A 24,047-nucleotide genomic window follows, 5' to 3' on the forward strand; every position below is an offset into this window, starting at 1 on the left:
ATCTGACGAGATTAATTCGTTGAAATGAATCTACTTATTTTTGAATTCCACTTTCGTGAAATTCACTCACTCGTTGTTTAGTTTTCAAAGATCAACTTTGTTACTTTTTGTTGATTCGCTTAGTTAAAAGCTTTGTTTCAGTGTTAACTGCGTTCTCAGCAGCAACTCTTATAATATATCATCTTTCGATCGGTTATGCAAGTCTTTTTTTCAAAAAGTTTTTTTAACTTCTTTTTTAAAGACTGTGTTTCGCGACCGGACTTATAATATATCACATGTATTTCTATATGACAAGCCTATTGTTAAATTTATTTCACTCTATATATTTTGTCAGTAAGTTATATTGTCTTCAGCATGAAACCCGAATTTATAACTACATATAATTATCCCTCATATTTTACTGCTAAATAGTATAGTAAACCAGCGAAGAAACGAAATTAACCTGACTACACTTAATCCATTACAGAACACAACTATTCTCTAAACGCCGGTATAAAAATATAACCCGAACTATTCTTAGAACGCCGATAACAGGCTCCAACAATAATTCGGGCTTCAAAACCAAGCTTAACTTCATTTATATTTCATCATTTATATATAATCATTTATATTTCATCATTTATAGCTACAAGACTTATGACTAATCTAACGCAACAGGTCTCATATGAGGGAATAGCAATACATCACGTATGGAAGCCGCATCAGTTAATAACATAACTAAACGGTCGATCCCAATCCCTAAGCCTCCTGTTGGTGGCATTCCGTATTCTAAAGCACGAAGGAAATCTTCATCCATTTCATGTGCTTCATCATTACCATGCTCACGTTCAACTAATTGAGCTTCAAAGCGTTGACGTTGATCAATTGGATCATTAAGCTCACTAAATGCATTTGCATGCTCTCTTGCAACAATAAACAATTCAAAACGATCCGTAAATCTTGGATCAACTTCATTTTTCTTAGCCAATGGAGAAATCTCAACAGGATGTCCATATACAAAGGTTGGCTGAATGAGTGTTTCTTCAACAAACTGTTCAAAGAACGCATTTAAAATATGACCAAATGTCATATGTGGCTCAACTGGTACTTTATGTTCTTTTGCAAGTGCATGAGCCTCTTCGTTTGTCATTTCAACGCCAAAGTCAACACCAGTAACTTCCTTAACAGCATCTACCATAGAAATACGGCGCCACTGTGGTCTTAGATCCACTTCATGACCTTGATATTGGATCACTTGTGTACCTAATACTTCTTGTGCGATATGGGCAATCATATTTTCAGTTAAAGCCATGATGTCTTTGTAGTCAGCATAAGCTTCATACAATTCGATCATCGTAAATTCTGGGTTATGACGAGTAGATACCCCTTCGTTTCGATAAACACGTCCAATTTCATATACCTTCTCTAATCCACCTACAATGAGACGCTTTAAGTGAAGCTCAATTGCAATACGCATGTAAAGCTGCATATCTAAGGCATTATGGTGTGTAATAAATGGACGCGCAGCCGCCCCACCTGCAATACTATGCAAAGTTGGTGTTTCTACCTCTAAATAACCTAAAGAATCCAAGTAGCGACGCATAGATTGAATTATTTTAGAACGTTTAATGAAGGTTTGTTGTACTTCAGGGTTAACAATAAGGTCAACATAACGCTGACGATAACGAAGCTCAACATCCTTTAATCCATGATATTTGTCTGGCAATGGGTATAGTGATTTAGACAAAACTTCGATATCAGCTGCTTTAATACTAATTTCGCCGGTCTTTGTCTTAAAGATCTCACCAGTAACACCTACAATATCACCAAGGTCTAACAGGTTAAACGCAGCATACTTCTGCTCAGGCACACTATCTTTACGTACATAAATTTGAATTTTTCCACTTAGATCCTGAATGTGTGCGAAGCTTGCTTTACCCATTACACGTTTTGCAATTAAACGTCCAGCGATGGTAGCATGTACTGCTTTTTCTTCTAGCTCTTCTTTTGTAAGAGCATCATACTCCTGCACGATATTTCCAGCAGCATGAGTTCTTTCGTATTTACCTCCAAATGGATCGATCCCAAGTGAACGAAGCTCGTCCAATTTATCGCGACGAATTTGTAGTAACTCACTTACTTCTATCTCTTGCTCTTGTTCTGGCTGATTATGTTCTTGACTCATTTCTTGCCCACTCCTTACAAGCTATTAGTAAACTCATATTACTGACATTACACATACGTATCCATATGTAACTATCGTACCATTAATAAACATGCTGATAAACAGCTTGGGATAAACAGTGAAAGAAGCCTCCCGCAGGGAAGCTTCTTCATCTGCTTGTTCCACCTTACTTCTTGATGTCTACAATTTTATATTGAATCACACCAGCAGGAACAGCAACGTCTACGGTAGCGCCTTTCTTTTTACCTAGAATTGCTTTTCCAACAGGGCTTTCATTTGAAATTTTATTTTGTAATGGATCTGATTCAGCAGTTCCTACAATTGCATATTCCATCGTATCACCAAATTCTAAATCCTCAACGATGACAGTTGAACCGATGCTTACAGTGTCTGTATCAATCTCATCATTGTTAATAATACGGGCATTACGCAACATTTTTTCAAGTGTAATAATACGTCCTTCAATGAAGGCTTGTTCATTTTTAGCATCTTCATATTCAGAGTTTTCACTAATATCACCGTACCCAATTGCAACTTTAATCCGCTCAGCGACTTCACGACGCTTTACAGATTTTAAATTTTCTAATTCCTCTTCTAGTCTTTTCAGACCATCCTGCGTAAGAATAACCTCTTTATCGCTCATCTCAACCAATTCTCCTGTCATGGAAATAATTTTGTAACCAATCGCACGAACGACGGGCTTACTACTATGTCAAAACCCGTCAAGGGATGTATACACTCGTTTCCCCAAAGTTCTGAAGGCTGCCGCAGTGGCAGCGACCGTATGATTCTAGCATCATTTTGAGAATATCGCATGCAGTTCTCACGAAGAGGAATGATCTCCTTCGTGCTGTGGAAGTTATCCCCTGAGGCGAATTTATATTGTGAAATTATAGGTGAAGCACTGCGAAATGTCAATGACACCTCTTTTTGCAAAAGGGGTGAAATTTATAGGAAGACTTTTTATACTAATGTCTTTCTATTCAGCTTATGCGGATTCCTCTTCAAGATGATTGTTTCGTTCCATCTCGTTAGCGAAATTTTCAAGAATTTGTACCATTTCATTTCGTCTTGTTTCTTCCATAATGGCATCTTTAATACGTGCCGCGCCTTGAAATCCCTTTAGGTACCAAGCTAGGTGCTTTCTCATTTCCTTCACAGCTACCTTCTCACCCTTTAAGTCGGCTAGTCGATCCATATGAAGAATAGCAATTTTAATTTTTTCATTGAGACCTGGCTCAGGTAATAATTGGCCAGATTTAAGATATTCTATGGTGCGATACAACATCCACGGATTCCCTAGTGCACCACGTCCGATCATAACCCCATCACAACCCGTCTCATCTAACATACGTTTTGCGTCTTCAGGGGAACCTACATCCCCATTACCAATAACGGGAATAGACACACTTTCTTTCACTTGACGAATATAATTCCAATCTGCAGTGCCTGTATACAGCTGTTCTCTAGTACGACCATGTACAGTAACCGCTTGAGCGCCTGCTTGTTCTACGGCTTTGGCATTATCAACAACATAAATATGTTCTGAATCCCAACCGATTCGCATTTTCACTGTAACTGGTTTACTTACAGCTCCAACAACCGCAGATACCATTTCAAAAATTTTGTTAGGTTCTAAAAGCCAACGTGCGCCTGCATCACATTTTGTAACCTTAGGTACAGGACAGCCCATATTTATATCAATAATATCCGCATTCGTTTCTTGATCAACCACTTTTGCCGCTTCTACTAATGAAGCACGGTCACCACCAAAAATTTGTAAGCTGAGTGGTTTCTCTCGTTCGTCTACAAATAACATCTCTCTCGTACGCTTATTGCCATTTAGGATCGCTTTATCGCTCACCATTTCCGCACACACAAGACCTGTTCCAAACTCTTTAGCAATGAGTCGAAATGCCGGATTACATACTCCCGCCATTGGCGCAAGTACAACCTGATTTTTTAACTCAATATCGCCAATTTTAAGCATAACAACCCTCCTAAAGGTTTAATTAAAGCTACTAACATACTACTTTATGATTTTAATTCATCTAAACTTATGTCTAAAGTATTTGCAATTTTATTTAAAATTTGTTCCTCTGCTCGGCGATTTCCTCGTTCAATTGCCCCTAACACAGCAAGGGATATCCCCACCTCTTTGGCGAATTCCTGTTGGGTGTAGCCCTTCAATTTTCGGAAGGCACGAATACGCTGTGCCAATTGCAAGTTTTCCAAAAGGTAACCCCTTCTTTCCCTTTAAGATCAACAAGTGTATGCTGCAGTTGTATATACAATGGATCTAATTCATCTTGTTCAACAACATCACTTAAAGGCACAAGGACAAATGCACGTTCAAACATTCTTGGATGAGGCAAAATAAGCTGTGGTGTGTCCATCACTGTACCTTCTACCCATAATAAATCAAGATCAATCGTTCTAGGACCATTTACAATAAGCCGTTTTCTGCCAAGTTCAAGCTCTAAGGACAACATCTCAGCTAGTAATTGTTCTGGGGATAATTCACAAGATACGGCGATGACCATATTTAAAAATAAATCCTGCTCCAGATAACCTACGGGTGCTGTCTCATATAAATTTGAACACCGTAGTACAGTAACCCCTTCAAGTTCATGTAACCTAGCTATTGCTTGGCGTAAAGTCTCTTCCCGCTCTCCAATGTTGGAGCCTAAAGCAATATAAGCACGTTTTGATTTTGTCTTCTGCTTTTCATTCATCGCGAGTACTCACTTTCTTGATCTGTGTAGCTCAACAGTGACACCATCGAAGTGAATATCAAATGGTGGGTGAGGTTTAGTCACCGCTACAGTTAGTGCATCTATCCTAGTATAAGTGTCGAGCAACTGTGATGCAATATGCTCAGCTAATGCTTCAATTAACTTAAAGCTAGTGCCTTCCACAATCCCTTTGACTAATTCATGGATTTCCGCATAGTTAATAGTAGCATTTAAATCATCATGATCTCCTGCTTCTTTTAAGCTAAGCTCCAATACTAAATCAACAAAAAATTGTTGTCCTAGCTTACGTTCCTCTTCAAAAACACCATGATAACCATAATATTGCATCTTACGTAAAATCATTTTATCCAAGCAAGCTCACCTCTCCCACGCTCTCAAAATTTCACTCTGCCTTTAAAAAGGTATTATTGATTTATTGATTTACTGATTACACGTATGCGATCGCATCACACATTTTAACTATTTGTTTAATTTCAGCTATGTCATGTACACGAACAATTTGACAGCCTTGTGCAATCCCTAAAGCTACGGTAGCTGCTGTTCCTAATAAGGTGTCCTGTACATCAACTTCTAACGTAGTTCTTATAAACCTTTTCCGTGATGTCGCCAAAAGCATAGGATATCCTAAATTGACAAGCTCATCCAACGATTTCATCACTTGGAGATTTTCCGTATAGTCTTTGGCAAAACCAATTCCCGGATCTAAAATGATTTTCTCTTTGTTCACGCCTGCTTCAAGTGCAATAGAGACACTTTCGAGCAAATCAGACTTAATATCGTTCATAAGATGCTGATACTGATGCTCCTTACGATTATGCATAAGTATAACTGGACATTGCTGCTGTGCAGCTACTTTAGCCATGTTCGGGTCAAGCTTAAAGCCCCAAACATCATTAATAATATGTGCGCCCGTACGAAGTGCCTCTTGGGCTACGTTTGCTTTATACGTATCAATAGACAAAGGAATATGTGGCGCGTAGCGATGAATAGCTTCAATAATTGGGATGACTCGTTCTAGCTCCTGCTGTTCACCAACTGCTTGATGCCCAGGTCGTGTAGATTCCCCACCAATATCAATGATGTCTGCACCCTCCTGAACCATCTGCAAAGCACGATTGAGCGCCACATCTACAGAGTTATATTTCCCCCCATCGGAAAAGGAGTCAGGTGTGACATTAAGAATGCCCATAATCAATGTTTTATGTCCTAACGCTAGCTCCGCTTCCCCCATTGAATAATTACGATGATAAATATTAATGTTCATTTCTTATCATTCACCTCTAATATTCAGACTACAGAGATACAGTAACCTAATTTCACTACAAAGGACACATACAGAGGTTAACCTGCGTGCGTCCTATACTTGTGTTATTTACTATTTTTAAGGCTCAACATATTAATCAGTGCTTGACAATCTTTGGGGTGGGAGGCTACGTAGCAGAGAGTGGTTTCAATTGCTGTTAAGGTCCCGTTTTCTTTTATACTATTGGAAAGATGATGAAAATGAGACCTTAAAGAGGTTTATGCTCTCGAAGTATCTTTCTTACAGAAAGATTGTACCGCTATCGCTTTTCCACCATCTCTCTGCTCCTCCGCTTCGTCTGCCTATTATCAACCACTGTTTTAGAGGTTGAGCCATTTTTAAGATTTTTAAATTGCTATATTTTTATTTTACTATAATAGATCTTTTTAAAAAGTTACGTAATATATCATGTCCATGTGCAGTGATGATCGACTCAGGGTGGAATTGTACGCCTTCAACTGCATATTCCTTATGAGCTAAACCCATAATTTCCCCCTCTGCGGTCTCAGCTGTAATCTCAAGACAATCAGGTAAGGAACTACGCTCTACAATTAAAGAATGATATCTTGTCGCTGTAAATGGTGAAGGTAAACCCTCAAATACAGATTTATTGGTGTGAATAATAGGTGACGTTTTCCCATGCATTAGACGCTCAGCGCGAACAACTTCGCCTCCAAAGGCCTGTCCAATCGCTTGATGACCTAAGCAAACACCGAAAATAGGAATTTTACCTTTAAAATGGTGAATGACATCTAGTGTAATTCCTGCCTCATTTGGAGTACATGGCCCCGGTGAAAGCAAAATATGATTAGGTCGTAATTGCTCAATCCCTACTACATCAATTTCATCATTTCGATGTACAACTACTTCTTCCCCTAACTCACCTAAATATTGCACAAGGTTATAAGTAAAGGAATCATAATTATCAATCACTAATATCATTTCTCTTCATCTCCTCAACTCGAAATACGCCTAAGCTCTGCTCTGCTAATGAATACTTTTTTTGCTAGTATACTATATAACCACACGAAATTGGACATTTCATAAAAAATAAAAAATAAACCCTCTACATGAATCAGACACAAGAGGACTGACCCAAATTAGTAGAGGGTGCGCTTAAGTAAAAAGATTATGAATTAAGCTTCAAAATTATAGAGTGGTGTACTGAGGTAACGTTCGCCATTACTTGGAATAATAACGACAACACGTTTTCCTTTACCTAACTTCTTCGCAACCTGCAATGCAGCTGAGACCGCAGCACCAGAGGAAATTCCAGATAGAATCCCTTCTTGTCTAGCAACGATACGCGCTTGCTCAAAGGCATCATCATTTTCGATATGGATAATTTCATCATAAATATTTTGGTTTAAAATTTCAGGAATAAAGTTAGCGCCAAGTCCTTGAATTTTATGAGGCCCTGGTTTACCGCCAGCTAATATTGGAGAAGCCGCAGGCTCTACTGCGTAGATTTTAAGCTCAGGGAAACGTTTCTTTAATACTTCACCCGCACCGCTAATAGTACCTCCTGTACCAATCCCTGCTACGAAGGCATCTAATTTTCCATCTAAAGATTCGATCGCTTCTACAATTTCAGGGCCAGTTGTTTCACGATGGATTTTTACGTTTGCCTGATTGCGGAATTGGTCCGCTAGGAAGTAGTCAGGGTTCTCCTTTAAAATTTCCTCTGCTTTTTTAACTGCACCGTTCATTCCTTCGGAACCTGGTGTAAGCACAAGCTCTGCACCATAAGCACGAAGTAAGTTACGACGTTCAATACTCATCGTTTCAGGCATAATGATCACCGCCTTGTAACCCTTTGCGGCTGCAACTAATGCCAAGCCAATGCCTGTATTGCCACTTGTTGCTTCAACGATAGTTCCACCTGGCTTCAATTTCCCTTGTTTTTCTGCTTCCTCAATAATGCTATATGCAATCCGATCCTTTACACTTGAGCCTGGGTTTTGATATTCCAATTTCACATAAATTTCTGCACTGTCCTCGGGGACAATTCGATTAAGCTTTACTAGTGGTGTTCCACCAATCAATTCAGTAACATTATTGACGACCTTTGCCATTAGAAGTCCTCCTAAATAAGTCTTGTATTTTAACATATAATCAATTTCCGAGTAATCAAGTTGGTTTTGTGATAATATTATCAACTTGAGTTATATTTGTCAAGCTGAAACCACATAGACGATTATCGAAAATAAGGCTATTCCTATATGAACTTAAGAAATTTTAAACTAGTCACTCATTATCTAATTTATTGTGATATAACTAAATAAAAGGCAAGCTGGGAGGAATTCCTATGGAACTAGATACGGAATTAGGTATGGGGCTTCAATTCAACAAAACTACACATTACCCTCGCGGACTTATTTTTGATTTACTACAGGACGCATACTCTTTTGACGCTCGTTACGAGCAACATTGGAGTACGAACTGGCGGGAAGCGGATAACTTTATGTTCGACAATCCTATAATTGCGGAAAAGTACTCTTTTGTAACTACATTAGATGGAGAGCCGATTGGGTTTATCGTTTGGGACCCACGCAACCTGCCTACCTATGCAGAGCTTGGACACAATTGTATTCGCAGTTTACATAAAGGAAAAGAGTATGGAAAACGACAGCTTAGGGAAGCAGTGAGAAGAATAAGTGAAGCTGGTGCAAAAAAAATTATTGTGACAACTAACGAGGGACTTATTCCCGCACAGCGGAATTATGAACATATCGGTTTTCAGCTTATTCGAAAAAGAATCAATGAAGATAATCCCGATTGTGCAGGTCAATATATGGACTATGAACTTCAAACGAATTCGAATAACAACTATGTATGAATCAAATAACTAAATTTAGGTATAAAAAACCCCAAGAAGGGAGAGATCATTTACAATTCAACACTTCTTGGGGGGTAAGGGTAATCCGATCGTTTACGAATTAAAATGTGTTAACAGCTCTTTTAGCTCGTCTGTTGTCACCACGTAACGCTCTCTACAAAAGTCGCAAATGACCTCTGTCTCCTCTTGCTCTTCAATTAGTTCCATCAAATCTTCTTTACCTAAACTAATTAACGTATTTTCTACACGCTCACGTGAGCATGTACAGGAGAAATGGATATCCATCTGATCAAGCACCTTAACGTCCGGTAGTAGCCAAGCTAACATTTCCTCCAAGCTCATACCTTGATCTAATAAAGAGGTAACAGGTGGCATTTGTCCAATCGCTTGTTCAATTTGAGTAATCTCAGCATCTTTTAACCCTGGAAGTAATTGAATAATAAAGCCACCAGCGACGATAACCGAGTTATCTGTATCTACTAGCACACCCAGACCTACCGCCGAAGGCGTCTGCTCAGACAATGCAAAATAATACGTAAAATCCTCACCAAGCTCACCTGAAATCAAAGGAACACTACCATGATACGGCTCCTTTAAACCAAGATCCTTAGTCACATTTAAAAATCCAGTTGTACCTACTGCTCCTTTTACATCCAATTTTCCTTTACTATTACTAGGAAGATGGACATGTGGTTCCTTGACGTATCCACGTACTTCACCTTTAGCGTTGGCATCCGCAACGATATGTCCAATTGGGCCATCGCCCTTTACCTTCACAGTGAGTTTTTCCTCACCCTTAAGCATTGCCCCCATCATTGCTGCAGCCGTAACTGTACGTCCCATAGCCGCAGTAGCAGTAGGATACGTATCGTGCCGACGCCGTAATTCCTCCACCAAGTTCGTCGTAATCACAGCAAAGGCTCTAACCTTGCCATTAAAGGCTGTCCCACGAATTAAAATATCTTTATTTTTTATTTCACTCATATCCTTCATTACTCCTTCACATACTGATGGTATCTCCACGCTTTTAATTATTGATTACGTTCATATATTATACGGAGTCCATCTAAGGTTAGCAAAGAATCTACTTTATGAATGGATTCAGCCTCGCTCGCAATGAGACTTGCAAGCCCTCCCGTAGCAATCACAGTTGGTGTTGTCTCCATTTCCTTCGCTATTCGCTTAACAATGCCATCAACTTGTCCTGCATAGCCATAAATGATACCTGCCTGCATCGCACTCACCGTATTACGGCCAATGACCTTCTTTGGCTTTTCCAGTTCAATTCTTGGTAGCTTAGAGGCTCTCATGTACAATGCTTCTGTTGAAATTCCAATGCCAGGAACGATAGCCCCGCCTAAGTAGTTACCTGCTTCATCAATACAATCAAAGGTAGTCGCTGTTCCAAAATCCACCACAACTAAAGGCCCGCCATACTTATCAATCGCTGCCACCGCATTTACGATCCGATCAGCACCAACTTCTTTTGGGTTTTCATATTTTAGATTCAGCCCCGTTTTAATACCAGGACCAACCACGAATGGCTTAAGCTTTAAGTATTTTTCACATAATTCCTCTAACACATGCATTAATGGTGGAACTACAGATGAAATGATGACACCTTTGAGCTCTTGCTCAGGCACACGGGACATCTGGAACAGATTATGAATCATCACACCATATTCATCTACGGTCGCCTGCCGATTCGTAGCAAGTCTAAAGTGGTGTAGTAAAGCTTGATTTTTATATATACCAAGCACAATATTTGAATTGCCGACATCAATAACTAGGAACATTAATGTTGCTCCCCTTTCTTTTCATTCAAGTCCAGACTTATATCAAGGTTATCAAAGGAATAGGTAAGTTTGCCAACGGAAATAATATCAACCCCAGTTTCAGCAATTCCCCGTATTGTCGCTAATGATACATTGCCTGAGGCTTCAATCATAACATGTGGAGCAAGCCCCCGAATCTCCTTCACCGCAATTTTCATTAATTCTGGCGACATATTGTCTAGCATTATGATATTTGCTCCCGCCGCACAAGCTTCCTTAGCCTGTTCCAAATTTTCAACCTCTACCTCAATTGTCATCGTATGCGGAATTTGCTCACGGGCAGACTTCACTGCAGCTGTAATCCCCCCTGCGCCTTTAATATGATTATCCTTAATCATCACGGCATCATACAGCCCAAAACGGTGATTATGCCCACCACCTACACGAACTGCATATTTTTCAAGCCATCTATGACCTGGTGTTGTTTTTCTTGTATCCACAAGCCGCACAGGAAGTCCTTCTAGCAGATTTACATATTGGCGTGTTACCGTAGCGATACCAGACATTCGTTGCATAAGATTAAGTGCCAATCGCTCGCCAGTTAAAATACTATGTGTACTGCCCTCTACCTGTGCCACAACTGTACCATACTCCACTAAATCGGCATCTTGTTTGAGTGCAGTAAATTTTAACGTAGGATCAACGAGCTTAAATACAAGCTCTGCAATGGGAAGTCCAGCTATCGTTCCTGCATCCTTGACATGAATTATGGCAACAGACTGTCGATCTGCTGGAATGGTGGCCCTACTAGTAACATCGCCAGAACCGATATCCTCTTGGAGCCATCCCTTTATCGTAGCAATAAGTCCATCATCATAGCTATTTAATATCATCGTTTATTTCCTCCATCATTCCTTGTGTACGATGCTGTAAAATATGTCTTTTCCACTTCACATCATCACGGAAAGGAAAGTCTTCTCTATAATGCCCACCTCTGCTCTCCTCACGCATCAAAGCCCCCTCAACGACAAGCTGAGCACTTGTTAAAAGGTTGGCAAGCTCCCATTGCTCTCTTGTATGCAGATCATACTGGAACCACTCTTGCTCCTTCATTAGCTTAGTACGTGCCTGCAATAAACCTGCTTGGGATCGTTTTAATCCTGCTAGTCTTACCATAATCCGCTGTAATTTCAGTCGGCGCTCAGATGCAAAAGCTCCACCTGCTTTACGATCATTTTTTATAGAAATATGTAACGTTTTCTCAGAAAGGGGTGATAGCTCACCAATCGCAGTCGCAATTCTTTTACCAAAAACAATCGCTTCGGATAAGGAGTTACTTGCTAGACGGTTTGCCCCATGTACGCCTGTTGAAGATACTTCACCACAAGTAAACAAGCGAGAGAGGTTGGTTTGGCCATTGATATCACTTTTTACCCCACCCATCATGTAATGAGCTGCGGGTGCAACCGGAATCCAGTCTGTTGTCATGTCTAATCCATATTGAATACAAGTTGCATAAATCGTCGGGAATCGATGACGGATAAGCTCAGGGGACTCATGGGTAATGTCCAAGTACACCATATTCGCATGTGTCTCCTCCATCTCCTGCACAATCGCCCTCGCGACGATATCACGTGGGGCTAGCTCTAACCGATTATCATACTTGTGCATGAAGCGTTCACCCTTTGTATTACGCAACACAGCGCCTTCCCCTCGTACTGCCTCAGAGATTAAAAAACGGGGTGCGCCAGGGTAACATAAAGCTGTAGGGTGGAATTGGATAAATTCCATATCTCTAATTACAGCCCCTGCCCGGTAAGCAATGGCAACACCATCGCTAGTGGCAATTTCAGGATTGGTTGTGTAGCGATATAGCTGTCCAGAACCACCCGAGCACAAAATTGTAGCTCCTGCCTTCACAAAAACTCGTTCACCATCAGGCTGCTCGATTAACGCTCCTAGACATTGCCCCTCCTCTGTAATTAAATCGATAACAAAATGATTCTCCCATACCGTAACATTGGGGTGATTTAACACTTGATACGATAAGGCTCTGACGATTTCATAACCAGTAGCGTCCCCATTGGCATGTAATATACGGCGAAAGCTATGCGCCCCTTCACGAGTTAAAGCCAACTCCCCTTGCTCAACGTCAAATAAAGTTCCCCATTCGATTAATTGCTGCACGCGCCGAGGCCCCTCATGAACTAACACGTCCACTGCGGCTAAGGAGCACAGCCCTGCACCAGCATTTAGTGTATCCTCCTTATGAGAGGAAGCCGAGTCCTCCTTGGAAATAACAGCCGCAATACCCCCTTGGGCATAACGGGTATTACTCTCAAGTAACGTATGCTTTGTCGCTAAAATCACTTTTTTATCACTACTTATTTCAAGTGCTGCATACAGACCCGCAATCCCTGAACCCACCACAAGTACATCTGTTTCAATCATGCTCATATCCGCTAAATTAAAATCTACTAAATATTGTGGAATCATAAGTACCGTCACCTATTATAAAAGAGTAGCGCACAATACAATAAGGATTCAGAAAACTGAATCCTTATTTCACTTGTAGCATACGCTCTAGGGAAATACGAGCCGCATCAGCCACAGCAGGGGGCACATAAATTTGCGGCTGCATCGTTTCAAGACATTGAACAAGCTTTTTCAAATTATTCACTTTCATATTAGGACATACTAGAAATCGACTTGCAAAAATAAATTCCTTATCAGGACTATCCAGACGAAGCTGATATCCCGTACCATCCTCTGTCCCTACAATAAACTTTTGTTTTGAAGAATGCTTACAATAATCAATAATTGCAGTTGTACTACCTACAAAATCACCCATGGCAACCACTTCAGGGCGACACTCTGGATGCACTACAAATTCTGCATCAGGATGCAAAGCCTTCATCTCAACAACATCTTTAATGGTGAGCATATCGTGCGTGTTGCAATACCCTTCCCATATAATCATCTTTTTATCTGTATGCTGCTGCACATAATGACCTAAATTTTTATCTGGAACCCAGATGACTTCCTCTGCATCAACAGCGTTAATGACCTTGACTGCATTCGCTGACGTACAGCAAATATCTGTCTCTGCCTTAACATCCGCTGAAGAGTTTATATACGTTACGACTTTGGCATTAGGATGCTTTTCCTTGAGCTTGCGAAGTCCATCAACATTTACCATATCCGCCATGGGACAACCTGCGCGTTCATCGGGAATAAGCACTGTTTTATTTGGCGCTAAAATTTTAGCGCTTTCCCCCATGAAATGGACACCACAAAACACAATCGTTTCAGCATCAGTGGAAGCCGCCTTCTGAGCAAGCAAAAAAGAATCGCCTCGAAAATCTGCCACCTCTTGAATCTCATCACGTTGATAATAATGTGCAAGTATGATGGCATTACGTTCCTTTTTAAGCTGAAGTAATCGCTGCTTTAGTTCCTGATTCATTGCTGCCTTTTTTTCCAAAGCCAAAGCTTCCACCTTTGTTCCCCCTCAAAGTACGTATTTTTTTTCACGAGTTATCACAAACCTCTATTCCATTCATTTCATTCACGAAATAGACACTTTCATAGTTAACAACTAATTTACACAAGGACGCATAGACTGTCAATCAACAAATAGATAAGTTTTTATTCATTATAAATTTTAAACCCAAGCGATGACATAACTGCTTCTCATTCACAGTTACGTCATGGCCTGGGTTTTCTATAGCTGAGATCCTATGATCTCAGGATTATTCTATATTTGCTTCATGACTATTTATTACTCAATAATATTTGTAACAAACAGACGCCTATTGTTATACGCGATGATGCTAACTACTGCAAGTAATAGTCCTGAAATTACAAAAACACTTCTGATTCCTAATAGATCTGCTAATAGACCAGTAATAAGAGAACCGATACCAAATATACCTGTACCGATAGCCCCTAATGAGGTGTAGACGGTAGCTAGCTGTCCCTTTGATACACTTGTTTGTATAACCATTTGTTGAGGAATTCTTTTAATTTGTCCAAAGAGCCCTACACCAAGGGATAAAACTAAGCCAATGATTGGAGTACTATTTAGGCTAAATAATAGTGTGAACAAGCAGCTGATTAGGGAGCCAATAAAGATAAACGATCTCAGGTTCCTTTCCACAAACGCGGAATATTTAATACAATAGGCACTCCCTAAAATCAGGCCTAGAAAGTTAGCCCCATTTATAAATCCCCACCATTGTTCATTCACGTGTAAAGCCTCTTTAACAAAAATATATAAAATAGCGGCAATCCAAACCGTCGCGGCAATGGTTTCTAGAAATTCTATCCAGGAAATTCTCGTTAGTACGGGTGTATTAAATACAGTCCTCCAACCCTGCTTAATCATTTCTAGCTTACCTTTTTGCTCTGTAGATACTGCAGTGTGACCAACATTGGTTAAAAGACAAAGTAATACGCTTGAAATTACAAACAAGCACCCAACTAGCCAAATAAGCTCTTGAGGGCTCATTATAATTAGCAATGAGCTACCTACAAACCACATGCCTGCCTGTATAACCTGAGTAACAGTTTCAGCAATACCATTAGCTTGAATAAGCTGCTCAGGCTTAACGTAATAGGGTGTAAGTGTCTGCCTAATCGGATTAGCACAACCATCAAAATAGGCAATCAACCCTATTAAAACAAAAATAAAATAATAGTTGGATTGTGTTAAGCCAATCAGCATAAATCCTAAAATAAAAAGCAAAATTGTTTTTCCAATTTGCGAACCAGCAAGTAACCATTTAAGATTATATTTTTCAGTTAAAAGAGGGGTCAGAAGACTGGATATAAACATAGAAGTAGCGATCGTAAATGGGACAAATGATGCTGCAGTTGCAGAACCCTTTAACTTGAAAATGATATTTATAACACTGACTATATATAATACATCACCAATATTAGCAAGTGACTGACCTAATAATAATAAAGAAAAGCTTCTATTTAATTTCAATGTATATCCCCCAATATTTCAATCAAATGTTTTTTGAATTGAGGGAAATGTTAAATTGGTCTAATCATTTTAATGTAGCTCCTATCACATACGGATAAATCAGGGGGATATAGATTTATCACAAACTTCATTTCATCCATTAATAATTGTAATGCATTATAACACAACAAAAAAACTATTGTAGGAACAAAAAATTCCCAAAGACATGTGTCCTTGGGAATTTTATTTATCATTTTATTTAAACGGTTGGTGTACCTCCACCATTGTTACCGTTATTAGAGCCATTCGAATCATCATTTTGATTGTTACCATTGCTACCTGACTCATTTGGTTCATGGTTCGGAATGTCGCCATCAGGAATGGAAGAAGCTTGATCTTCTGATTGTCCTTGGATACGAACACGAACATTACCAATGTTATCAATGATCGGCTCAGACGTTTCAGAAGGAGTGCCTTCAGAACCGTTACTAGAAGCTCCACCATCACCATCAGTTGGCGGCAATGAACCCGTTTCGATTAAGGATTTAATTTGCTCAAGCTCAAGCGTTTCCACTTCAAGCAAGGTTTCAGCAATCAAATGCACTTCTTTAGAATGCTTCGTTAAGAGCTCTCTACATCTTTCATAGCTGTCACGAATCATATTTTGCATTTCTTGATCGATTTCGTAAGCAATTTGATCACTATAGTTTTGCTCATGACCAAAATCACGACCTAAGAAAACTTGACCTTGAGAGCTACCAAATTGAAGTGGTCCCAACTTGTCACTCATACCATATTCCATAATCATGCTACGCACGATACTTGTTGCTTGTTGGAAGTCGCTATGAGCACCTGTTCCAATCTCACCAATAAAGATTTCCTCCGCAACACGTCCACCGAGGAGACCTGTTACACGGTCAAGCAACTCCTGCTTCGTCATAAGCATACGATCTTCTTTAGGCATCATAATAACATATCCGCCTGCACGGCCACGTGGAACGATGGTAACCTTGTGCACCATATCAGCATGCTCTAGGAAATAACCAACGATGGTATGACCGGCTTCGTGGAAGGCAACGATACGTTTCTCGCGGTCACTGATGACACGGCTTCGTTTTTCCGTACCAACCACAACGCGATCAATCGCTTCATCCACTTCACGCATAGAAATATCTTTGCGATTACGACGTGCAGCTAGCAATGCCGCTTCATTCAATAAGTTCTCTAGGTCTGCACCTGAGAAACCTGTTGTACGTTTTGCAATAATATCTAGACGAACATCCTTCGTTAAAGGTTTATTACGTGCGTGTACGTTAAGTACCGCTTCACGTCCCTTAACATCTGGGCGATCAACTGTAATTTGACGGTCAAAACGACCTGGACGCAACAACGCTGGGTCCAAGATGTCTGCACGGTTCGTTGCAGCAATAATAATAATACCTTCATTGCCACCGAAACCATCCATTTCAACGAGCAATTGGTTCAAGGTTTGTTCACGTTCATCGTGCCCACCACCAAGACCTGCGCCACGTTGTCTACCTACCGCATCAATTTCATCAATAAAAATGATACATGGTGCTTCTTTTTTCGCATTTTCAAACAAATCACGAACACGAGATGCCCCGACACCAACAAACATTTCTACGAAATCAGAACCTGAAATACTAAAGAAAGGCACGCCCGCTTCACCTGCAACTGCACGCGCAAGCAACGTTTTACCTGTCCCTGGAGGACCTACTAGCAGCACCCCTTTAGGAATTCGAGCCCCTACTGCATTAAATTTACGTTGATCCTTCAAGAAGTCAACAACCTCAACAAGCTCTTGCTTCTCTTCATCTGCCCCCGCTACATCCTCAAATGTAACCTTCTTCTTCTCAGCATTGTATAAACGGGCTTTGCTTTTGCCAAAGTTCATGACCTTGCCGCCGCCACCCTGTGCCTGATTAAACATGAAGAAGAACAAAATAAACAAAATTGCCATTGGGATAATGGAAGTCAGGAATGTCAGCCAAATACTTTCACCCTGCATCTTTTCCCATGTCATTTTAATTTTATTTTGGTCACTATAATCAGTGATTTCCTTAAGAACATTATTATCAAAAGGAATATACGTGGAGAAATTTTTTGTCGCGCTTTCGCCTACGGCCTTTTTATACTTCCCTGTAAGGCGATATGCATAGCCGTCAAATTTACCGGTAATCTCCTCAACATTGTTAGCTTTAAGTTCTTGTCTAAACTCATCATATCTAGGAGTTACGGTTGCCTCAGTCCCACCGTTGAGAATACGGACTATGCCCACCACGACTAAAAAAAGTATTAAATAAAACCCAGAATTCTTGATGAACCGATTCTTCATCCCCAACCTCCTCTCAAAACCTTATGTTATTTTACCATAGCCAATTACCATTTTACAAAATAGCACTATAGTATTATTAACCCAATTTTCAACACCTCATTATTGCTCGTAAATCTCTGGCTTCAATACCCCGATATAAGGTAAATTACGGTACTTCTCGCCATAATCCAATCCATAACCAACGATAAATTCGTCAGGTATTAAAAATCCAGACCAATCTGCTTGAAGATTTACTGTTCTGCGAGCTGGCTTGTCAAACAAGGTGACAATCTTAACAGATTTAACTTTTCGACGCTCAAGTACGTCTATTAAGTAGCTGAGGGTTAGACCACTGTCGATAATATCTTCGACAATAAGGATCTCACGTCCTTCAACAGATGTATCTAAATCTTTAATGATTTTAACTTCTCCTGATGATTTTGTAGATGTGCCATAACTTGATACAGCCATAAAATCAAGCTCCAATGGAACTGTAATTTCCTTTACTAAATCAGACATAAAGATGAAAGCACCCTTTAAAACACAAATAACTAAAGGGTTACGTCCCGCATATTCCTTACTAAGCTGCACACCAAGCTGCTCTACTTTTTCCTTAATTTGCTCGGCAGTAATTAAAATTTCTTTAATATCGTTTTGCAAGTCAGGTAAACCTCCTACGTTATACTATGAATGCCGGAATGAAGCGATAACTTATTATGACATCTCGCCCTCCGAAACTAAAACCATTCGCACAATGGAAGTTGTATGTTGATGCAATGTAGCTAATGCAGAACGACGAATACCTGCAATCCATATAATACGTCCTAGTGCATCACTGATAATCGGGATATGAGGACGAAGAGAAGGTGGAATTTTATCATCAATAAAAATATCCTTTACCTTTTTACTTCCGTTTAGTCCCATTAATCTCATGCTATCTCCCGGCAACCGAGAACGTATAGTTAGGGGATATTTTAATTCATCTGCATCAAAATAAGCTGTGTTGTTCGCTGACGAAATTATTGTATCCATACCAGAGCCCGCCATACACTGCGTAATCATAAGTTTTTTCCTTATTTCTGGAATGGAAACTTCTTGCTCGTCTTGATCGATACGATATGTATAGCCAGCTACATTTGGATCCGACACATCTTGTACAAATGAAATAATATCATATTCCCTTACACAACGTAGTCTACCTCCAAGATCAAGCCTCCAGTTTATAGGATTTTCTCTTAAAATCCTTGACCGAATGTCTTCAATCTTGATAAAATCACTTTCTTCCATTTTAAAAGGCGAATAATTTAATATTAGTTTAATCAACCTCCGTTGTAAAGCGACATGTAACAACTGAAATGACTTCGCGCTGAAAGCAAGTCCATGTTTAATCTCAGATATGAGCTGTTTATACAGCACCTCAGTCTGCTGAGCCATATAATCATCTTCTGTACCCACAATTTCAGCCGTAGTATTTAGCGCACTTGCAAGCCTTTCATTATATTGCCCCAAAAAAGGCAACACATCCAATCTGATTGCATTACGTGTATATTTATTAATTAAATTGCTGCTATCTGTTACAAAAGCAATTTTTTCTTCCTCACATGCAGCAACTAAATCCTTCTTATACATTTGTAGGAAAGGACGAATAAGTTGAAGTTTTTGTTCAAGCTTTTGTTCATGCTGTGGTGCTACTCGTTTAATTCTCATCCCTGCTAAACCAGTTGGCCCACTTCCCCTTAGTAAGTGAAGCATAACCGTCTCCGCTTGATCATCTCCATGATGAGCTAGAGCAATGCTAGTTGCTTGGTGCTTCATTGCAACTTCATATAGGAACTGATAACGGACTTCACGTGCAGCCACCTGTGTTCCTTTACCAGTAAGCTTCATATAGGCAGGAACGTCAAATTGACCTAATTCAAAGGAAATACCCAACTGATTAGCCAATTCACCTACAAAGACAGCCTCTCTGTCCGATTCTTCACCTCTAAAACCATGATTCACATGGGCGCAGACAAGCTTGAGATTATCTTCTAATGCTAAATGATTTAGAACATGCAAAAGAGCCACAGAATCGGGTCCCCCTGACACTGCGACTATAATACAACTACCTTGCACCCACAATTGGTGCTCTCTCTGAACTTGGCGTACATGCTCAATTAGATGGTACATCCCTGATTGCTTCATGTATTGACTTACCCCTATTCTTTTTTAAAAGCTTAAACTGACATAGACAGCACCTAGCAAAAATACTAATGAGGCCACAAATGCGCCTAACATCCATCTTGGTGTATTTCGCTCTTTACGCCTTGTTTTCACAGAGGTCAATAAAATCTGGTCCTTCCACAATTGGCAAGCTTCATGTGTACTTTTAAAATCACCATGTAGTGCCTTAACCAACCATGCCTTATAAGGTTGTAGCTCTGACTCTGAGTCAATAATGCTTATTAGATCCGCAGTACTCCGCGTCTGTGGTAATTGCTCTGCCATCCTCTTTAAAGAAGGCTCTACGAGCATATGTAGCGTAATTACTGCAAAGGAAAACCAATCATAGGATGATTCTGCTACACGACTCCCACTATTCCAAAAGCCACGATCGTACCACTCTGTATATTGCTTCACACTTCGTCCAATCGCGCTGACCCCACCGTAGTCAATTAACTCCACTTCTCCGTATGGAGAAACGATAATATTTTCAGGTTTAAGGTCACCAAATACCCAGCCTGCCGCATGCAATTGTTGAAGCTTACGTAGCAAGCTATAACCTGCAACTCGCATCCATTTAGGACCACGATGCACTAAAAATGCCCGCAATGCATCCCCCTTAATGTAACGCATAACATAAAAAGGGGTTGTACCCTCTTGTGCGATATAATCATCTACTTCCAATAAATAAGGAAGAGATTCTGCAGAACGAATAACAGCCGTAGCTGAGTCCTTGCCTTGCTTGTGTAGCGCTTTTAAGTTATTGATCTCTGATTGGATATCAATGTTATCAAATCCCATTTTTAACGCATATTGCTTACCGCTATCCACTTTATTGACCAAATATACAACGCCATTTGCCCCTTGTCCCAATAAGCGTTGTATCACATATCTGCTGCCTTTAAAACGACCAGTTATTAAAGTTCCCGGGGACAGACTAAGTTTAGATGACAGAATCACCAAACACCCCTTCTATCCTAAGATTTCCTCAGACCACAACGGTTGACTCCCTGTCCCAAGTGTACCACATCGGAAGAACTCGGTCACCTTATGAATCGCTGGGCCTGTCGGTGTTGCACCTCTCGTCGTCAATTTGCCAAATATATTTTTGATGGAGTTAAGATCGGTCGTCCAGTCGATATCCATTACTGCCTCTTCCCCACTATGCGCGCCAGGGAAATGGAATACTGCCAGCCTGCTATCCCCTTGTCTTGCACCTAAGCTAAGCATCATATCATGGATGGCATTTTCTACAGCCGCAAGCTTGGGCTTCATACTTGCACTTACATCAATGAGTAATACGACATCTAAAGGATGCGTTTCCGCCAACTCATCAATGACCTCTACAACCTGTGAACGTGTGTCTGGTGCTAAGTCCTCCAATGTTTGATCCCCTAAAATATGGCGAAGCTCGCGATTTACAGCCATTTGAACGGTTTGGACAACCGTTTTGCGTGTCATCATTTGCATCGTATGGGCTAATTTTTCTGTTCCTACAAGCTGACTCATTCCCCCACCCGCTTTAGCAATCTCATTAATTTCGAGGCTTCCAAGCTCGCCAATTGTCCCATAATCTACAATACCAACTACATTAACAATAATTCCTTCTTGCTGAGCAATTGCCGCTGCCATAACGGGGCTTTCTCCTACATTAGAGCAACCATCTGTAATAAGCATAATTTGCTTCATAACGAAAAACCTCCTAGTTTGAAATCTACGACTCTCTCATTTCTATTATTTCCAGAGTTCGCGAGATTCAAACTAGCAGGTCAAATTAAATCTACTAGCTATACTTTTAATTTTACAACAAGCTCTTCTAACCGGTCTGCCACCGTATTCATTTCATGTGCTGTCCCAAGAATCTCATCTGAAGCATCACGCTGACTCACAGATTTTGATTCAATTTCACTAGCAAGCACAGCATTACGCTCTGCAATGATAGAGAGCTGTTTAATGGCAGATGTCACCTGCTCCGTTTCCGCCACCATTTGCTCCGTCGCTGCGGATACCTCCTGAATTTGGCCTGTGACCGCTTCTGTCACCTCTAGCATACTGCCAAATATTTGTCCTGTATCATGGACAACACCGATGCCCACCTCAACACTACTTTGCCCTTCCTTAATTGCATCCACAGCCGTTAACGTCTCTGATTGTATATGATGCACAAGGGATGCAATCTCTTTAGCGGAACTTCCCGATTGCTCTGCTAGCTTCTTCACCTCATCTGCAACCACAGCAAAGCCCTTACCATGCTCGCCTGCACGCGCAGCTTCAATGCTTGCATTAAGTGATAACAAATGTGTTTGATTCGCAATTTCCGTAATGACAGTAACAATTTCCTCAATTTGACGTGAGCGAAGTCTTAACTGTTCTATAGAGTTCACGGATTGTGAGACAGATTTATGAATTTCATCCATTTGCATAATTACAGCAGCTACATTTTTACCACCTTTCTCTGACTGCGACTTCATCCGTAAAGCAGACTCAGACACCTCTGACGTACTGCTAGCGATTGTATTAACACCAGATGATATTTCCTCAAGGGACGTAACCCCTTCTCCAATTGCAATGCTTTGAATGTTAATCTTTTGAGAAATCTCCTCGATATTGTTCGTAATGGCTAACGAGCTTTCATGACTTGCTTCAGTATTTGTAGATAAATGTTTAGACTGAGCAGCTAACTGCTTAGACACATCCTTGATCATCACAACTAAGTTATTTACATCATGAATGGTTTCATTAAATTTTGTACTCACCTGACCTAATTCATCATTGCTCGTTTTAAGTCGCACACTAAAATCGCCTTGACTCAGTTGATCCATTGCAACCATCATATCTTTAATTGGAGCAAATGTGCGCTTTGTCATCCAGTATTGGACGATCAAGGCTAATATAACAGTACAGAGCAAATAAATAGAAGCATATAGAATTAGCGAAGCTTGTCCTTCTCTAATCAAACTTGCATCAACATCAATCCCAATATAGGCAATGATTTTCCCGCTTTTGTCCTCAACAGGGGTAAGTACAGTTAACCATGTTCCCTGTTGATCACTAAATATACGTGAATATGTAATCTCTTTACTATTCAACATCTTATTAACCGCATTAATATGCACTTGGGAGTGCTCAATTAACCCGCCAAGCTCTAATTTATTATCTTTCATTGTCTCTTGTGTTTTCGTAGGGACAGAAATTATTTTTGTTTTATTGTTTTCTACAATCTCCGCACCGTATAAATAAACCTGCGACAAGTTAGGATGGCTTTCAATCAACTCATCTAATATATTTGTCATTCTTTTTTGCGCCGATGTTGTAGGATAATTGCTTTCTATCGCACCTTCTACTGTTTCCAAGCTAACTCTTTTTTCAAGCGCAGCAATAACTTGACTTGATTCAGATTCTAACTGCTCCGTTAACACATCTCCTTGAATATAAAAGCTAGCCGTAATAAGAATAACTCCAGTTAAAATGATCGTAACACTGGATAACAACATATTTTTTGATACAATACTTCTGGACCTTAGTCGTTTAGAAAAATTAAGTTTTGGAAATTGAAATGCCTTCATTGAAATTCTCCCTTAATAACTTTTGTATTTAAATTTATAGATACATCCATCCTGTAAGCTACTTCCTAGCATGTATCCCCCTTTCAACTTTTCAATATAAAAAAATGACCTATAGCTAAAAAGACGCTACAAGTC

At 40.1% G+C, this 24,047-nt stretch carries 21 protein-coding genes and 1 pseudogene; 1 reads left to right on the forward strand and 21 read right to left on the reverse strand.

What is annotated here, in order from left to right; translation table 11 throughout:
- Window positions 1-640: 640 nt before the first annotated feature.
- The 9 genes from lysS to cysK form a co-directional block, all read right to left on the reverse strand.
- Entirely contained in the window at window positions 641-2,164 is a 1,524-nt protein-coding gene (gene lysS, locus ABE099_RS01725) for a lysine--tRNA ligase (RefSeq protein ID WP_430026862.1), read from the reverse strand.
- 166 nt (window positions 2,165-2,330) lie between these two features.
- Window positions 2,331-2,807: a transcription elongation factor GreA gene (gene greA / locus ABE099_RS01730; RefSeq protein ID WP_210090974.1), complete on the reverse strand. Its 477-nt coding sequence runs from the start codon at window positions 2,805-2,807 to the stop codon at window positions 2,331-2,333.
- Window positions 2,808-3,152: 345 nt separating this feature from the next.
- Window positions 3,153-4,154, reverse strand: coding sequence for a tRNA dihydrouridine synthase DusB (gene dusB, locus ABE099_RS01735; RefSeq protein WP_430026863.1), 1,002 nt, complete (start codon window positions 4,152-4,154; stop codon window positions 3,153-3,155).
- Window positions 4,155-4,198: 44 nt separating this feature from the next.
- Complete coding sequence (locus ABE099_RS01740) at window positions 4,199-4,399, reverse strand: helix-turn-helix domain-containing protein (RefSeq protein ID WP_430026864.1); 201 nt, start codon at window positions 4,397-4,399, stop codon at window positions 4,199-4,201.
- A complete protein-coding gene (gene folK, locus ABE099_RS01745; RefSeq protein ID WP_430026865.1) occupies window positions 4,351-4,899 on the reverse strand; it encodes a 2-amino-4-hydroxy-6-hydroxymethyldihydropteridine diphosphokinase in 549 nt (182 codons plus the stop codon). The genes ABE099_RS01740 and folK overlap by 49 nt, the downstream gene beginning before the upstream one ends.
- A gap of 9 nt (window positions 4,900-4,908) precedes the next feature.
- Window positions 4,909-5,271, reverse strand: a complete 363-nt coding sequence (gene folB / locus ABE099_RS01750; RefSeq protein WP_430026866.1) for a dihydroneopterin aldolase — start codon at window positions 5,269-5,271, stop codon at window positions 4,909-4,911.
- A gap of 76 nt (window positions 5,272-5,347) precedes the next feature.
- The gene (folP, locus tag ABE099_RS01755) at window positions 5,348-6,184 is read right to left on the reverse strand and encodes a dihydropteroate synthase (protein WP_430026867.1); all 837 of its coding nucleotides are present in this window, start codon (window positions 6,182-6,184) and stop codon (window positions 5,348-5,350) included.
- 402 nt (window positions 6,185-6,586) lie between these two features.
- Complete coding sequence (gene pabA, locus ABE099_RS01760) at window positions 6,587-7,165, reverse strand: aminodeoxychorismate/anthranilate synthase component II (protein WP_430026868.1); 579 nt, start codon at window positions 7,163-7,165, stop codon at window positions 6,587-6,589.
- A gap of 194 nt (window positions 7,166-7,359) precedes the next feature.
- Window positions 7,360-8,298 carry a cysteine synthase A gene (gene cysK, locus ABE099_RS01765; protein WP_430026869.1) on the reverse strand — a complete coding sequence of 313 codons (939 nt, stop codon included), beginning with the start codon at window positions 8,296-8,298 and terminating at the stop codon, window positions 7,360-7,362.
- Window positions 8,299-8,531: 233 nt separating this feature from the next.
- On the opposite strand from cysK, the gene ABE099_RS01770 reads away from it, so the two are divergent.
- Window positions 8,532-9,062 (forward strand): GNAT family N-acetyltransferase, encoded by a 531-nt coding sequence (locus tag ABE099_RS01770; protein ID WP_430026870.1) that lies wholly within the window; start codon window positions 8,532-8,534, stop codon window positions 9,060-9,062.
- A gap of 93 nt (window positions 9,063-9,155) precedes the next feature.
- Here ABE099_RS01770 and hslO read toward each other — a convergent pair whose 3' ends face one another.
- The 12 genes and pseudogenes from hslO to ABE099_RS01830 all read right to left on the reverse strand — a co-directional run bounded on the left by hslO (window position 9,156) and on the right by ABE099_RS01830 (window position 23,912).
- Entirely contained in the window at window positions 9,156-10,046 is an 891-nt protein-coding gene (gene hslO, locus ABE099_RS01775; protein ID WP_430026871.1) for an Hsp33 family molecular chaperone HslO, read from the reverse strand.
- 47 nt (window positions 10,047-10,093) lie between these two features.
- Window positions 10,094-10,858, reverse strand: a complete 765-nt coding sequence (locus ABE099_RS01780) for a type III pantothenate kinase (RefSeq protein ID WP_210090964.1) — start codon at window positions 10,856-10,858, stop codon at window positions 10,094-10,096.
- Window positions 10,858-11,730 (reverse strand): carboxylating nicotinate-nucleotide diphosphorylase, encoded by an 873-nt coding sequence (nadC, locus tag ABE099_RS01785; protein ID WP_430026872.1) that lies wholly within the window; start codon window positions 11,728-11,730, stop codon window positions 10,858-10,860. Before nadC ends, ABE099_RS01780 begins: the two co-directional genes overlap by 1 nt.
- A complete protein-coding gene (gene nadB, locus ABE099_RS01790) occupies window positions 11,717-13,333 on the reverse strand; it encodes an L-aspartate oxidase (RefSeq protein ID WP_430026873.1) in 1,617 nt (538 codons plus the stop codon). The genes nadC and nadB overlap by 14 nt, the downstream gene beginning before the upstream one ends.
- Before the next feature lie 64 nt (window positions 13,334-13,397).
- Entirely contained in the window at window positions 13,398-14,336 is a 939-nt protein-coding gene (gene nadA / locus ABE099_RS01795) for a quinolinate synthase NadA (protein WP_430026874.1), read from the reverse strand.
- Window positions 14,337-14,618: 282 nt separating this feature from the next.
- Complete coding sequence (locus tag ABE099_RS01800; RefSeq protein WP_430026875.1) at window positions 14,619-15,830, reverse strand: MFS transporter; 1,212 nt, start codon at window positions 15,828-15,830, stop codon at window positions 14,619-14,621.
- A 238-nt stretch (window positions 15,831-16,068) separates the two neighbouring features.
- Window positions 16,069-18,165, reverse strand: a complete 2,097-nt coding sequence (gene ftsH / locus ABE099_RS01805; protein WP_430026876.1) for an ATP-dependent zinc metalloprotease FtsH — start codon at window positions 18,163-18,165, stop codon at window positions 16,069-16,071.
- Window positions 18,166-18,264: 99 nt separating this feature from the next.
- Window positions 18,265-18,804: a hypoxanthine phosphoribosyltransferase gene (hpt, locus tag ABE099_RS01810; protein WP_210090960.1), complete on the reverse strand. Its 540-nt coding sequence runs from the start codon at window positions 18,802-18,804 to the stop codon at window positions 18,265-18,267.
- 54 nt (window positions 18,805-18,858) lie between these two features.
- On the reverse strand, window positions 18,859-20,328 hold the full coding sequence (gene tilS, locus ABE099_RS01815; protein ID WP_430026877.1) for a tRNA lysidine(34) synthetase TilS: 1,470 nt from the start codon (window positions 20,326-20,328) through the stop codon (window positions 18,859-18,861).
- A 24-nt stretch (window positions 20,329-20,352) separates the two neighbouring features.
- Window positions 20,353-21,306: a serine/threonine protein kinase gene (locus tag ABE099_RS01820; protein WP_430026878.1), complete on the reverse strand. Its 954-nt coding sequence runs from the start codon at window positions 21,304-21,306 to the stop codon at window positions 20,353-20,355.
- A pseudogene (locus tag ABE099_RS01825) lies at window positions 21,290-22,035 on the reverse strand (VWA domain-containing protein). The gene ABE099_RS01820 and the pseudogene ABE099_RS01825 overlap by 17 nt, the downstream one beginning before the upstream one ends.
- A 98-nt stretch (window positions 22,036-22,133) precedes the next feature.
- A complete protein-coding gene (locus ABE099_RS01830) occupies window positions 22,134-23,912 on the reverse strand; it encodes a methyl-accepting chemotaxis protein (RefSeq protein ID WP_430026879.1) in 1,779 nt (592 codons plus the stop codon).
- Window positions 23,913-24,047: the final 135 nt, after the last annotated feature.

Origin of the sequence: Paenibacillus turicensis (assembly GCF_050461185.1) — a bacterium.
GTDB classification, from domain to species: Bacteria; Bacillota; Bacilli; order Paenibacillales; family Paenibacillaceae; genus Fontibacillus; species Fontibacillus turicensis_A.